Here is a 13,650-nt window from a genome sequence, read left to right on the forward strand (position 1 = left end):
AGACGTCACTGTATTTATTTTGTACTTATTTCACAAACAAGTTGCTCGGAGAGGGGAACCGTGATAAACTGAATATGTGAAGTAGGTAACAAGGAGGACAGAGGATGGAGAAAAAAATGCCTAAAGCAACGGCAAAACGTTTGCCGGTTTATTTACGTTATTTAAAAATGTTAGGGGATTCTGGTGTTAAACGCATTAAATCACGAGAGTTTAGTGAAATGATCCAGATTCCTTCTGCAACGATTCGGCGTGATTTTTCCCACGTTGGTGAACTGGGCCGAAGCGGTTATGGTTACGATGTGCCGTATTTAATTGAGGTATTTAGTAATATTTTAAATACGCAAGAAGAAAAAAGAATTGCTCTGATTGGTTGTGGCAATTTAGGCAAGGCATTATTAAAAAATAATTTTAGACGCAACGAGAATTTGAATATTGTCTGTGCTTTTGATAATGATTCGGCTTTAGTTGGCACCACGATTAATGGATTATTAGTTCATGATATGTCTGAGTTAGAAGCATTCGTTCGACAAGAAGGGGTCACGGTAGCCATTTCTACAGTACCAAGTCACCATGCCCAAAAAGCCATCGACAAAATTGTTCAAGCGGGTGTGACTGCGATTTTAAATTTTGCGCCAGACCGTGTCAGTGTGCCAGCCAACGTTAGTGTGCAGTATATTGATTTAACAACGGAACTGCAAACACTGATTTATTTTAATGAAACTTTTTCACTAGCAAATAGCCCAAAGCAATAAAATTGTCTTCATAAAAATCCTCTACTATACTTATTATTGAAAGTGGAAAAGGAGGATTTCAGAATGAATGTTACAAGAAAAGGGCACGTATTAGAATTGACAGGTGAACAGCCCGAAGTTGGCACAAAAGCCCCCGTCTTTTCTTTGAAAAATTTAAACAACCAAGAAATCAACTTGGCAGATTATAAAGGTAAAACGGTTTTAATTAGTGTGGTTCCTGATATCGACACACGTGTTTGTTCACTGCAAACGAAACGTTTCAATCAAGAAGCGGCGAAATTAGACGGTGTTCAGATTATCACGATTTCCAATAACACAGTTGAAGAACAAGCAAATTGGTGTGCCGCTGAGGGTGTCGAAATGGAAATGCTTCATGATACTGAAGACTCATTTGGTGCAGCTTATGGTTTGTATATTCCAGAAATGGGCCGTTTAGCACGTGCTATTTTTGTGATTGACCCAGAAGGAACGTTAGTTTATGAAGAAATCGTCTCAGAAGTTTCGTCGGAACCCGATTATCAACAAGCGTTAGAAGCTGCAAAAAAAGTGTAATCCCTCTAGATTACAAATTGACTTTGCTTGCGCTTCATTGTAGAATGAAGCAAAGACAGCGAACAAGAGGAGTATCATTGGCGTCGTTTTAGAGAAAAAGTCGTTCAGGTGCAAGACTTTTACACAACCAGTGAGAAGGTAGCTTGTGAGTCAATGGTTTGAACACAGTACGTTAGTAGAACGATTCGTTTCGTGAACGTTATCTCACGAATGAGTGGCATTTGAATGAATTCAATTCAAATGCAATTTAGGTGGTACCGCGTAAATAAGATGAATCTACGCCCTAAAATACGAAAGTATTTTAGGGCGTATTTTAGTGTTTAGCCCAAAAAACTCATTTGTAAAATAATTACCGCTCCAAATCGCGTATTTTAAGAAAGAAGGGGAAAAAATGTCAGAAGAAAAAAACTTACCAACGAAATATCAACCGACAGAAATCGAAGCTGGCCGTTATCAAAAATGGCTAGATCAAGATTTATTTAAACCAAGTGGCGACAAAAAAGCGAAGCCCTATTCAATTGTTATTCCACCACCTAATGTAACAGGGAAGCTACACTTAGGGCATGCTTGGGATACAACATTACAAGATATGATTATCCGCCAAAAAAGAATGCAAGGATTTGATACGTTATGGCTACCAGGAATGGACCATGCCGGAATTGCCACGCAAGCAAAAGTAGAAGAGAAACTAGCACAACAAGGAATTTCACGTTACGACTTAGGTCGTGAAAAATTTGTTGATCAAGTGTGGGAATGGAAAGAAGAATATGCTTCTCACATTCGTGAACAGTGGGCAAAAATGGGTCTTTCTTTAGATTACAGCCGTGAACGTTTCACTTTAGATGAAGGGCTATCTGAGGCTGTTCGTAAAGTGTTTGTCTCTCTTTACGAGAAAGATTTGATTTACCGTGGTGAGTATATCATTAACTGGGATCCGAAAGCGAAAACAGCATTGTCTGATATTGAAGTAATCCATAAAGATATTGAAGGAGCTTTTTACCACATGAGCTACCCATTATCAGATGGTTCTGGTGTTGTTGAAATTGCGACAACGCGTCCTGAAACAATGTTGGGAGATACGGCGATTGCGGTCCATCCAGAAGATGAACGGTATCAGGAACTTATTGGTAAGACAGTTGTCTTGCCATTAGTCGATAAAGAAATTCCAATTATTGCAGATGACTATGTAGATATGGAATTTGGAACAGGGGTTGTAAAAATAACACCTGCCCATGATCCAAATGACTTTGAAGTCGGTAATCGTCATGACTTACCTCGAGTAAATGTTATGAACGAAGACGGCACGATGAATGAACTGGCTGGAAAATACGAAGGAATGGATCGTTTTGCCGCACGTAAAGCGATTGTCTCTGACTTGAAAGAACTAGGTCGCTTAATTAAGATCGAAACAATGAATCACAGCGTGGGCCATTCAGAACGAACAGGCGTTGTCGTGGAACCGCGTTTATCGACCCAATGGTTTGTAAAAATGGGACCATTAGCTGAAAAAGCAATGAAAAATCAAGAAACAGAAGACGCTGTTGAATTTTATCCACCACGCTTCAATCAAACATTTTTACGTTGGATGGAAAATGTACATGACTGGGTTATTTCGCGACAATTATGGTGGGGCCATCAAATTCCTGCTTGGTATCACAAAGAAACGGGCGAGATGTATGTTGGGATGGAAGAGCCAGCCGACAGTGAAAACTGGGTTCAAGATAGTGACGTCTTAGATACATGGTTTAGTTCTGCTTTATGGCCATTTTCAACGATGGGTTGGCCAGATGAAGCAAGCGAAGATTATCAACGTTACTTCCCAACAAGCACATTAGTTACTGGCTATGACATCATCTTCTTCTGGGTGAGTCGTATGATTTTCCAAAGTTTAGAGTTTACAGGTGAACGTCCCTTCCAAAATGTCTTAATTCATGGCTTAATTCGTGATGAGCAAGGACGCAAAATGAGTAAATCATTGGGGAATGGGATTGATCCAATGGATGTCATCGAAAAATATGGTGCAGATGCGTTACGTTGGTTCTTATCAAATGGTTCAGCTCCAGGTCAAGATGTTCGTTTTAGTTATGAAAAAATGGATGCTTCTTGGAACTTTATCAATAAGATCTGGAATGCAAGTCGCTTCGTTATCATGAATGTAGAAGGTATGACTGCTGCAGATATTGACTTTAGTGGTGAAAAGACTGTCGCTGATCGTTGGATTTTAACGCGCTTAAACGAAACAGTCGCTCGTGTGACAGAATTATTTGATCGTTTTGAATTCGGTGAAGCAGGTCGCCAATTATACAACTTCATCTGGGATGATTTCTGTGATTGGTATATTGAAATGAGTAAAGAGATTCTTTACGGAGACAATGAAGTAGCTAAACAAACAACACGGAGCATCTTGGTGTACACATTGGATCAAATCTTACGCTTATTGCATCCAATTATGCCGTTTGTAACAGAAGAAATTTGGGAGAAAATTCCGCATCAAGGTGAGTCATTGGTTGTGGCAGAGTACCCAGTTGTTCATGAAGAATTTAACGATGAAGCAGCAGCTCGAGGAATGGAAGTTCTGAAAGAAGTTATTCGTTCGGTTCGGAATATTCGAGCAGAAGTGAATACACCACTTTCTAAACCAATTACCTTGTTAATTAAAACAAACGATACAGAAGTAGAAGAATTTTTAACAGCTAATACTAGCTACTTAGAACGCTTCTGTAACCCAGAGGAATTAGTCATCAGTCGTGAAATAGAAGCGCCAGAATTAGCCATGTCCGCTGTATTAACAGGTGCAGAACTATTCCTACCATTAGCTGGGTTGATTAATATCGAGGAAGAAATTGCTCGCTTAGAAAAAGAATTAGACAAATGGACAAAAGAAGTCAAACGTGTGCAAGGCAAGCTTTCAAATGAACGTTTTGTGTCAAACGCACCAGATGAGGTCGTGGAAGCAGAACGTGCAAAAGAAAAAGACTACCTTGAAAAACAAGAGGCTGTCAAAGAACGGATTGCCCAATTACGTTCAATCTAAAAAAGAAAAGACAACAAAACCAAACGTTGGTTTTGTTGTCTTTTTGTTATAATTTGCCAAATAATTGAAACAAATACAACATTAAGTAGCTGTAAGTAGCCACAGACCAGAATTTCAATAAAAGAACAATTTTCATGAATTCTTTTAAAGAAATATCTGTAATTCCCGCCACTAAACAAACAATATCATCTGGAGCGAAGGGGACTAACATAGTAAAGATTAAGAGCTTTTTGACATTGTGTTCATTTTTGTCTAAAATCTCTTCAAATTTTTTGTATTTATTGGGTGAAAGGATTATTTTTACAAAGCTACGTCCATAGTAACGAACTAGTAAAAAGCCAATAAACTCACCAATAATCAACCCAAGATAGCTATACAAAAGGCCTTGCAAATTGCCAAACATCAACATTCCTGCAACAGAAGAGATTCCTCCAGGTAGAATAGGAATAATCACTTGGACGATTTGTAAAAGAATGAAACACAGAACCGCATAGTTACCAAACTGTTTAATAAAAGCTTGCAATGAAGCAACAGAATGAAAAATTCCTCTGGAATATCCCCATAAAATTAAGCCGAAGAAAAGCACAAGTCCCACTAGGGGTAGCCACCGAATGAGTCCATTTAAAAATTTTTTCTGATTAGTCATGAGTGGCCTCCTGACGTTTTCGACGGTATTTTTTAAAGCCAAGATAACCAGCCGTTCCCAGTAAAATCGTTCCGCTGACGGCAGTGCCGAGATAAATCATTCTTGGATGATAGGCAAAGGTTAACTGCTGTTTGCCAGCTGGAACTTCAACAGCTAAAAAGCCACCTAGAATGCGTTGTGTTTTTAAGGGTTCTTTTTGTAGCGACGATTTGACTTGCCAATCTTGGTCATAAGGAATGGACGTATACAGTAACTGAGTATCATTTCCAGTTACATTCAGTGCGCCATTTAAGTGGCCTTTTTTAGTTAGGTTCACGTGAAGAGCTTGTTGGCGTAATTTGTCAACCGCACGATTAAAGGCTGTTTGGTCTAAAGTTTGAAGCTGCCAATTAGTTAAATCAACCACTTGTTCAGCAGTTAGTGACAGGGTCACGGTAGTTCCTTTTTCAAAATGCCCTAAATTGAACAGTTGATTGGTTGCAATATAAATTGGCGTCGAGATAACTTGTTGGTTTACCTTCAATTGTGTAACCTTTTTCCATTTTAAATTCGGAATATAAAGATGCAAGTCGCCAGTGCTATTCACTTTAAAGGTTGCTTCAATTGTTTCGTTGGTATGATGAGGTTCATTTATCAACGAAGCTGTTTTAAAGTAAGGTTTATCCGTCGGCACGAGCGTTTGCAGGAGTTCTTCTTGGGCATCTAAAGGATTATTTTTTGCTAATTTTAACTTGGTTAATGCGGTTGGCGCCAAAAAGCCCATACCGATCGCTTCATCATTTTCCATGATTTTCGTGGAACCAACTGTTTTTAGCAATTTTTCACTCGTAGGTTTTTCAATTGGTAAAAAGTCATATTTCACATTTAAAAGTAAATTGGTTAATTGTGAATTATCCACATAAGCAATCCGGCGATCATTTTTTCGATATAAACCTAGCGCACTTAATGTGTCTTGGGTAGTGGCAGTTAAAGTCGAAGTATAGCTAGAAACGCCAGCATAGCCATAAAGTAAAGGATTATTGTAGCCGTTATTGATTTCACGGAACCCTGTTTCTTTGGAAGGAATGACTTGTTTCATGCGATAAAGTTCTGGTGCTGAGGCCATTTTTTCATCGATTAATTGGCTGTGTTTTCGGTAATCTTGGGCAAATGTTGCTTGGCTACCAAAGGGCATGTGTTTAAAAGAAATCCAGAAATTCGTTGTTAATTCCGTGCTGACAAGTAAGAATAAAGCCACGACTACATAGTTTCTTAAGGCCTTTTTGTGTGCTAAACGCAAGCAAACGAAAATCAACCAAATAAAAAGTAAACTTAGCCATAAATAATTGATCGAAATTAAGAGATTCTTTTGTGGACCATAATACAAAGATCCGTAGCCAATGACTAACAGCAGACTAAAAATAATAGGTGCGGTCCAAGGAATGGTCACTTTTTTAAGCCAAACTTCATAGGCAAAGACAATCAATAAAAAGCTAAAAATAAAGACATTTCGGTAAGGGAAACCAGCTGGGCTTTGAAACATGTGCCAGACAGTGTTAAAGGCTTCTAACCAAAAGCTTAAAAAGAGAATGAATAAAAGAATCGCTGAAGCTATTCTTTCTTTTAACGCAATTTGTTTCGTTTGAAAATAGGCAACACAGAGGAGTGTCACAAATAATCCAGCAAAAACGGTTGGTAAATGGTCTAAACGCAACTCATAATTAATAGAACCTAAGCCTAATTGCGAGAAGAACGAAGTGTTGAACTTAGGCGTTAAAAAGAACGTCGAGACATCAAAATCTGCTTTTTTTGTATAGAGCATCCCTTCTGCTGCAGGTAATAATAAAAAGCTAGTTGCAGTTCCTGTTAAAAAAGAAACGAGGATGAATAACGGACTTTGTTTAAAAAATTGCCGAATAGCATGGGCTTGGGTATTCTTTTTAAAGAACCAATAGATACTGTACAAAACAGCAAAGAGACAAATCATATAACCCATGTAGTAATTCGTCACAATGGCTAAAAACAGGGTTATACTGTATAAGCCCCATTTGCGTTGATCCCATAAACGTTGGAGTCCCAATAAGATAAGCGGGAATAGAATCAGTGCATCCAACCACATAAAGTTTTGGCTATAGACGGTGACAAAGCCACAGAAACTATAGGACGTTGAAAAAAGTAACGTGGTGCCATCAACTTTTTGATAGGTGTATTTTAAATAGCTAAACATCGTAGTGCCCATCAAGGCAAGTTTTAAGGTAATAATCCATAAAATTGCTATAGGTAATTGTTCATAAGGAAAAAAGAAAGCCAACACATTAAAAGGGCTCAGTAAGTAATAGGCTGCCAAAGGAACAATCGACTCACCAATCTCATTGGAAAAAGAGTAGAATGTAGTTATTCCCTCGTGAAAAGAGCGTTTTAAAAAACTCAAGAAAGGCATGTATTGTGTGCCTAAATCACTAACTAATAAGTTGTTGTCACCAAAAGGCGCAAGTTGTAATGTCATCCATACAAGCAACAGAAGTAAAAACGGCAAGAAAAAACTTCCTAACCATAAAAGCTTCGATTTGTTTTTCATCAAAATAAGTCCACCTTTATAAAAAAATCATGAATAAGCGTGTTAAACGCTCTAAAAATAGTTTTTAATTGGCTGGCTGGAACGAACCATCCAGAATGTTAGTTTACCATAAGTTCATTAATGTATCCGCTAATAACGCAAAATTATGAAAAATGCAAAAAGTTTTCAAGAAAAAGTTTCAATTGGTTATTAGTGAAAAAGTCACCTAACTTAGTTATAATGTAGAAGAAGACAAGGAGTTGGACAAGATGCAATTAACAATAGAAGAAGCCATTGAATGGATTCATAGCCGGTTACCCTTTGGTTCAAGACCTGGTTTGGATCGGATTAATGCGTTATTAGAAAAAATTGATCATCCAGAAAACAAAGTGCCAACGATTCATATCGCAGGAACCAATGGTAAAGGCTCAACCGTGACATATTTACGCTGTCTATTAGAAGAAATGGGCTTGAAAGTCGGAACCTTTACCTCTCCTTATATTGAATCATTTAATGAAAGAATTACGATAAATGGTCAACCAATTTCAGACGAACAATTGATTACCTATGTGGAAAAGTATCAACCAATCATTAAAGAATTAGACCAGATCACTGAAGTGGCTGGAATTACAGAATTCGAAACATTGACAGGAATGGCCTTGGACTATTTCGTGAATGAACAAGTGGATATCGCCGTTGTTGAAGTTGGCTTAGGTGGATTACTTGATAGCACCAATGTCGTGAAGCCATTATTGACGGGAATTACGACAATTGGGAAGGATCACACAGAAATTTTAGGTGAAACAATTGCTGAAATTGCCTATCAAAAAGCGGGTATTATTAAAGAAAAAGTCCCAGTAGTAACAGGCAATATTTGTGCTGATGCGCTAGCAGTCATTGAAAAAGTCGCACAAGAAAAACAGAGTCCAATTTTTCGTTTTGGCAAAGAGTATCAAGTGGAATATCTACATCCTGATACACAATGGGGGGAAGTATTTAATTTCTATGGAGAAATGGGCAAACTGACAAAAATTAAAGTTCCCTTGTTGGGGCGTCACCAAGTAGAAAACGCGGCGGTAGCTATTCAATTATTTGACAAGTATTGTCAACTACAACATTTGCCGTTTAAAGAACGAGACATTACTCAAGGGTTAGCTAAAGCGCAATGGCCAGCTCGAATGGAACGTCTTAGTGATGAACCGTTGATTGTTTTAGATGGTGCCCACAATGATCATGCAGTAAAACGCTTAGTTGAAAACTTGCGCAAAGAGTTTCCACAACACACGATTCATATTTTATTTTCAGCTTTAGCAACTAAAGATGTGGATGAGATGATTCAGGACTTAAAGCAAGTACCGAATGCGCATCTTTACTTAACTAGCTTTGATTACCCTAAAGCTATTGCACTTACAGAAATGGAAAAATATGAAGACGATTTAACAGAAATTGTGTCTTTATGGCAATTTGGCTTAGGCGAAATTTTAGAAAAAATGTCGACAGATGATTTATTATTAGTAACAGGTTCATTATATTTTGTTTCTCAAGTAAGAGAATTACTTTTAACTATAGGAGGAAATGATGAAGAAATTTGATGGCGTAATTTTTGATATGGATGGGTTGCTTTTTGATACGGAGTTGATTTACTATACATCTACTCAAAAAGTAGCAGATGCAATGGGGTTACCATATAGTAAAGAAGTCTATTTAGACTATGTTGGGATTTCCGATGAAGAAGTACAAGAGAATTACCGACGTATTTATGCATCTTATGGTCACGACACAGTGGAAGAATTTATCCGCCGTTCTTATGATGATACCTTGCAAGAGTTTCGATCTGGTAACGTCCCTTTAAAACCAGGGGTGGTGGAATTTCTCGACTTTTTAGATGATCAAAAAATTCCTCGATTAGTTGCTTCAAGTAACGTCCGTCCAGCAATTGAAATGTTATTAAGCCATGCTGGGATTCAGGATCGTTTTGTAGGGATCGTTTCAGCAGAGGATGTTAAACGAGCAAAACCGGACCCAGAAATTTTTCAAAAAGCTCGTCAACTTTTAGGAACAGAAGCCCCGAAAACCTTGATTTTCGAAGACTCATTTCATGGGGTAAGTGCGGCTCATAGTGCGGGCATTCCAGTGATCATGGTACCTGATTTATTGCAACCAACTGAAGTTATCCAAGAGAAAACATTACATGTCTTGGAGAGTTTACATCAAGCGCCACATTATTTAAAATAATAAAAACAACACTCCTTTGCGTAGTTTATTAATGACTAGCAAAGGAGGTTTTTTTATGCAAGTATCGGATCTGTTTATTCGCGAGATGCCGAGTGATTGTTTACCACGAGAACGGCTCTTAGCGATAGGAGAAAAAGCATTATCGAATCAAGAGTTGTTGGCGATTCTATTACGAACTGGCTCAAAAGAAGCAGACGTGATGACTGTTGCTGCAACGCTGTTAAAACAGTTTAAGCAACTTTCTTATTTGCAGCAAGCCACATTGAACGAGTTAATGGCTATTAAAGGCATTGGCCAAGTGAAAGCCATTGAATTACGTGCGGCCATTGAATTGGGGTGTCGAATTTATCAAAGTAGTCAAATCAAATTTGGTAAAGTTACGTCCAGCCAACAAGTCGCTCAACGATTACTCCAAGAGATGAAGGGGCTGCAACAAGAACATTTAATTTGTATTTACTTGAATACCAAGAATGACATTATCCAACAGAAAACGATTTTCAAAGGTTCACTGAATCAAAGTATTGCTCATCCACGCGAAATTTTTCGGGAAGCGGTTAAATATTCTTCTGCTCGTATACTATTAGCTCATAATCATCCATCTGGCAATCCGACACCGTCTCCACAAGATATTCAATTTACCAAACGAATGGAAGAATGTGGCGAAATGATGGGGATTCAATTGTTGGATCATATTATTGTTGGTGATAGCGGATACATTAGTTTGAGAGAAGAGAATTTTTTTGCTTCAGAATGAGGACAATTCTTGCAAAAATATTTTATCACGTGTAAAATGAAAGGGTAATCTTGTTTGGAATTATGTAGACTTTTTAAATTTTTTTAAATATTCTATTGGAAGCGAGCAAAGTTACGACTATTTATGTGCAAATGCACGAGGAGGAACAAAAGAATGGAACAAGGAACAGTAAAATGGTTTAACGCAGAAAAAGGTTTTGGGTTTATCTCACGCGAAGACGGAAGCGACGTATTCGTACACTTCTCAGCTATCCAAGGTGATGGTTTCAAAACTTTAGAAGAAGGTCAAGCAGTGACTTTTGATGTTGAAGATTCAGACCGTGGCCCTCAAGCAGTTAACGTAGAAAAAAACTAATAAAAAATAATCCAAAAACACCTAACGCATGTTAGGTGTTTTTTTGTTAGAAAAAATAGAGAAGAAAAATGGACAAACATTTTTCTTCTCTATTAAATGAGAGCTTTATTGATCACTAACTGTGGCAGTCATAATCATTGGCAGAATCATTGGATGACGTTCTGTTTGTTCAAACAAGAAAGGCTGTAAAGCGGTCGTCATGGCTTCGCCTAATTTTGCTTCGGTACAGTTTTTATCTTTCATTGCTTCACGTAGAGCATTGAATAAAAGACGTTGGCCTTCATGAATCATATCACCAGACTCACGCATGTAGACAAAACCACGGGAAAGAATGTCTGGACCAGCCATAATTTCTTTATTTTTAATATCAACTGTTGCTACCGCTAAAACTAAACCTTCTTCAGATAAGATACGACGATCCCGTAAAACAACATTCCCGATATCACCGACACCATTTCCATCAACGTACACGTCGTTAGCGTTGAAGTGACCAGCAGGACGTGCGCTATCAGCCGTTAAAGCTAAGACATCGCCGTTTCCCATGATAAAGCAATTTTCTTCAGGAACCCCTGTATCTTGAGCGAGCGAAGCATGGATTTTTAACATTCTAAATTCACCATGAACAGGCATGAAATATTTAGGCTTCATCAAACGAAGCATTAATTTTTGCTCTTCTTGTCCACCGTGACCAGAAGTATGGATATTATTGATTTTTCCGTGGATAACTTCTGCACCGGCTTCAGATAATAAGTTGATTAAACGGTTAACGCTTGTCGTATTCCCAGGAATTGGTGAACTTGAGAAAACAACCGTATCGCCTGGTTGAATACTAATTTGGCGATGTGTACCGTTAGCAATCCGACTAAGCGCGGCCATAGGTTCTCCTTGAGAGCCAGTACATAAAATCATTGTTTCATTTGCAGGCAATTGATTCAGTTCCGCCGCATCGACAAACGTTCCTTTTGGCACTTTGATGTAGCCTAAGCGTTCGCCATTGACAATGGCATTTTCCATGCTACGACCAAAAACAGCAATTTTGCGACCTGTTTTCACGGCTGCATCAGCAGCTTGTTGTAAACGGAAAATGTTTGAAGCAAAACTGGCAAAGATAATCCGACCATCAATTTTTTCAAAGATTTTTAAAATAGAGGTCCCGATTGTTTTTTCGGATTTTGTAAAGGTGGGTATTTCAGCATTGGTACTGTCTGAAAGAAGACAAAGGACGCCTTCTTCACCTAATTTTGCCATTCTGTGTAAGTTGGCTGGCTCACCAACGGGTGTAAAGTCAAACTTAAAGTCACCTGTTGCGACAATGTTACCAGAAGGCGTTTTAACCACAACGCCCAAGGCATCAGGAATACTGTGAGTCGTCCGGAAAAAGCTAATCGCTGTTTTTCTAAAACGAATCACCGTATCTTCATTAATTTCGTGTAATTCCGCTTCTCGCAATAAACCATGTTCATCTAGTTTGTTGGTAATTAAAGCCAAGGCTAGTGGTCCCGCATAGATTGGGATATTCGCTTGACGTAAAAGATAAGGAACGCCACCAATATGGTCTTCGTGACCGTGGGTAATAACGAGTGCTTTGACTTTATGCAAATTTTGAACGATGTAGCTATAATCTGGAATCACGTAGTCAATCCCAAGTAAATCATCTTCTGGGAATTTGATCCCAGCATCAATAATGATAATTTCATCTTGGAATTGTACCCCATATGTGTTTTTTCCAATTTCGCCTAAACCACCGATTGCAAAAACGCCAGTTTCGTTATTTTTTATGTTTACTTTCATGTTAAAACTCCGTTAGAGTGAAGTCCGCATGTTCTTGCTCGTAAGCAAGATGTTTTTCGTCTAATAATTGAACGTATTCAATATTGTATGGGGTATTTTCTTCAACTAATTGGCGCACGATTACATCGCTATCGGCTTCCATGTAAAGAGATTTTGTGTCTTCTCTTTTTGGGTTTCTGATTTTTGTTTCTTGATAGTATACTTTGTAAATCATCGATTCATTTCTCCTTCAGCTACTAATAGTAGCAATTTATAGTTTTTTTCATTTTAAGACAGAAAATTAAACACAACAAAACGAGGTGCTGATCACCTAAAAAAGAATGCTCATCAAAAACATCTGTTAATGATGAAATGAAGCCTCGACTTTGCTTCATTCTGGGTATTTGATTTTATGTGTTCTTTTTCAACCGTCCCGTGTGTTGTGAATAACAACAATTAAGCTTATTTTATCATAGAATGATAAGGAAGTATAGAAACACTCACTGGACTTTTAAAAAAAACAAACTTCTTGTTTCGCCTTATTCTTGATCCAGTTCGAGTGCCTTTTTTTTTAGGACGCCAATACCAACTTAAGCCAATCACGTGAGCTAAATAAACAATCGCTAAAGTCGTAGTCATCAACGTATTTCGGACAATTAAACACGGAATGGCAAATAAAAGAAACATGGAAATAAATAGTTTCCATTTGCCTTTACGAGTAATTTTTTTCTCAAAGAAGGCTTCTTGGATATATTTTTGATAATAAGAAGAAGCTAAAAATTTGTTATAAAGTTTATCTGAACTACGCATCCAAAAAAAGGCCGTTAATAAATAAAAACCAGTGGTGGGTAAAAGCGGCAAAAAGATTCCTAACGTGCCTAAAGCAAACGTACAGGAACCGAGAAAAATGAAGAATAATTTTTTCATTCAAAGGGTCCTTTCAGTTTTTCCCAATTATGGCACAATCAAAAGGAAGTAGCAATTTTAATCGTATAAGTAAATCATTAAAATTATCTA

At 37.9% G+C, this 13,650-nt stretch carries 11 protein-coding genes, 1 pseudogene and 1 other annotated feature; of the genes and pseudogenes, 7 read left to right on the forward strand and 5 right to left on the reverse strand.

Features of this window, described 5'->3' with window-relative positions; genetic code table 11:
• Positions 1 to 104 precede the first annotated feature (104 nt).
• The 3 genes from AB3I72_RS12190 to AB3I72_RS12200 all read left to right on the forward strand — a co-directional run bounded on the left by AB3I72_RS12190 (position 105) and on the right by AB3I72_RS12200 (position 4,338).
• The gene (locus tag AB3I72_RS12190) at positions 105 to 752 is read left to right on the forward strand and encodes a redox-sensing transcriptional repressor Rex (protein ID WP_002365189.1); all 648 of its coding nucleotides are present in this window, start codon (positions 105 to 107) and stop codon (positions 750 to 752) included.
• 63 nt (positions 753 to 815) lie between these two features.
• Positions 816 to 1,304, forward strand: a complete 489-nt coding sequence (tpx, locus tag AB3I72_RS12195; RefSeq protein ID WP_002367321.1) for a thiol peroxidase — start codon at positions 816 to 818, stop codon at positions 1,302 to 1,304.
• Positions 1,305 to 1,353: 49 nt separating this feature from the next.
• Positions 1,354 to 1,593, forward strand: a binding site (T-box leader).
• Between the two features lie 102 nt (positions 1,594 to 1,695).
• A complete protein-coding gene (locus AB3I72_RS12200) occupies positions 1,696 to 4,338 on the forward strand; it encodes a valine--tRNA ligase (RefSeq protein WP_078122470.1) in 2,643 nt (880 codons plus the stop codon).
• A 46-nt stretch (positions 4,339 to 4,384) separates the two neighbouring features.
• On the opposite strand, the gene AB3I72_RS12205 is transcribed toward AB3I72_RS12200, so the two are convergent.
• Both AB3I72_RS12205 and AB3I72_RS12210 read right to left on the reverse strand, forming a co-directional pair.
• Positions 4,385 to 4,984 (reverse strand): TVP38/TMEM64 family protein, encoded by a 600-nt coding sequence (locus AB3I72_RS12205; RefSeq protein ID WP_002355114.1) that lies wholly within the window; start codon positions 4,982 to 4,984, stop codon positions 4,385 to 4,387.
• A complete protein-coding gene (locus tag AB3I72_RS12210; protein ID WP_078122471.1) occupies positions 4,977 to 7,541 on the reverse strand; it encodes a YfhO family protein in 2,565 nt (854 codons plus the stop codon). Before AB3I72_RS12210 ends, AB3I72_RS12205 begins: the two co-directional genes overlap by 8 nt.
• 248 nt (positions 7,542 to 7,789) lie before the next feature.
• On the opposite strand from AB3I72_RS12210, the gene AB3I72_RS12215 reads away from it, so the two are divergent.
• The 4 genes from AB3I72_RS12215 to AB3I72_RS12230 all read left to right on the forward strand — a co-directional run bounded on the left by AB3I72_RS12215 (position 7,790) and on the right by AB3I72_RS12230 (position 10,863).
• On the forward strand, positions 7,790 to 9,112 hold the full coding sequence (locus AB3I72_RS12215; RefSeq protein ID WP_078122472.1) for a folylpolyglutamate synthase/dihydrofolate synthase family protein: 1,323 nt from the start codon (positions 7,790 to 7,792) through the stop codon (positions 9,110 to 9,112).
• On the forward strand, positions 9,096 to 9,755 hold the full coding sequence (locus AB3I72_RS12220; protein ID WP_002385286.1) for an HAD family phosphatase: 660 nt from the start codon (positions 9,096 to 9,098) through the stop codon (positions 9,753 to 9,755). Before AB3I72_RS12215 ends, AB3I72_RS12220 begins: the two co-directional genes overlap by 17 nt.
• Before the next feature lie 55 nt (positions 9,756 to 9,810).
• Positions 9,811 to 10,509, forward strand: a complete 699-nt coding sequence (radC, locus tag AB3I72_RS12225; RefSeq protein ID WP_002365188.1) for a DNA repair protein RadC — start codon at positions 9,811 to 9,813, stop codon at positions 10,507 to 10,509.
• Positions 10,510 to 10,662: 153 nt separating this feature from the next.
• Entirely contained in the window at positions 10,663 to 10,863 is a 201-nt protein-coding gene (locus AB3I72_RS12230) for a cold-shock protein (RefSeq protein ID WP_002355121.1), read from the forward strand.
• 105 nt (positions 10,864 to 10,968) lie between these two features.
• Here AB3I72_RS12230 and AB3I72_RS12235 read toward each other — a convergent pair whose 3' ends face one another.
• The 3 genes and pseudogenes from AB3I72_RS12235 to AB3I72_RS12245 all read right to left on the reverse strand — a co-directional run bounded on the left by AB3I72_RS12235 (position 10,969) and on the right by AB3I72_RS12245 (position 13,560).
• Entirely contained in the window at positions 10,969 to 12,654 is a 1,686-nt protein-coding gene (locus tag AB3I72_RS12235; protein WP_002355122.1) for a ribonuclease J, read from the reverse strand.
• A 1-nt stretch (position 12,655) separates the two neighbouring features.
• Positions 12,656 to 12,868 carry a DNA-directed RNA polymerase subunit epsilon gene (locus AB3I72_RS12240; RefSeq protein ID WP_002355123.1) on the reverse strand — a complete coding sequence of 71 codons (213 nt, stop codon included), beginning with the start codon at positions 12,866 to 12,868 and terminating at the stop codon, positions 12,656 to 12,658.
• Between the two features lie 304 nt (positions 12,869 to 13,172).
• Positions 13,173 to 13,560: pseudogene (locus AB3I72_RS12245) on the reverse strand (YbaN family protein).
• Between the last annotated feature and the right edge of the window lie 90 nt (positions 13,561 to 13,650).

The organism is Enterococcus sp. GC34 (assembly GCF_040886645.1).
GTDB classification, from domain to species: Bacteria; Bacillota; Bacilli; order Lactobacillales; family Enterococcaceae; genus Enterococcus; species Enterococcus faecalis.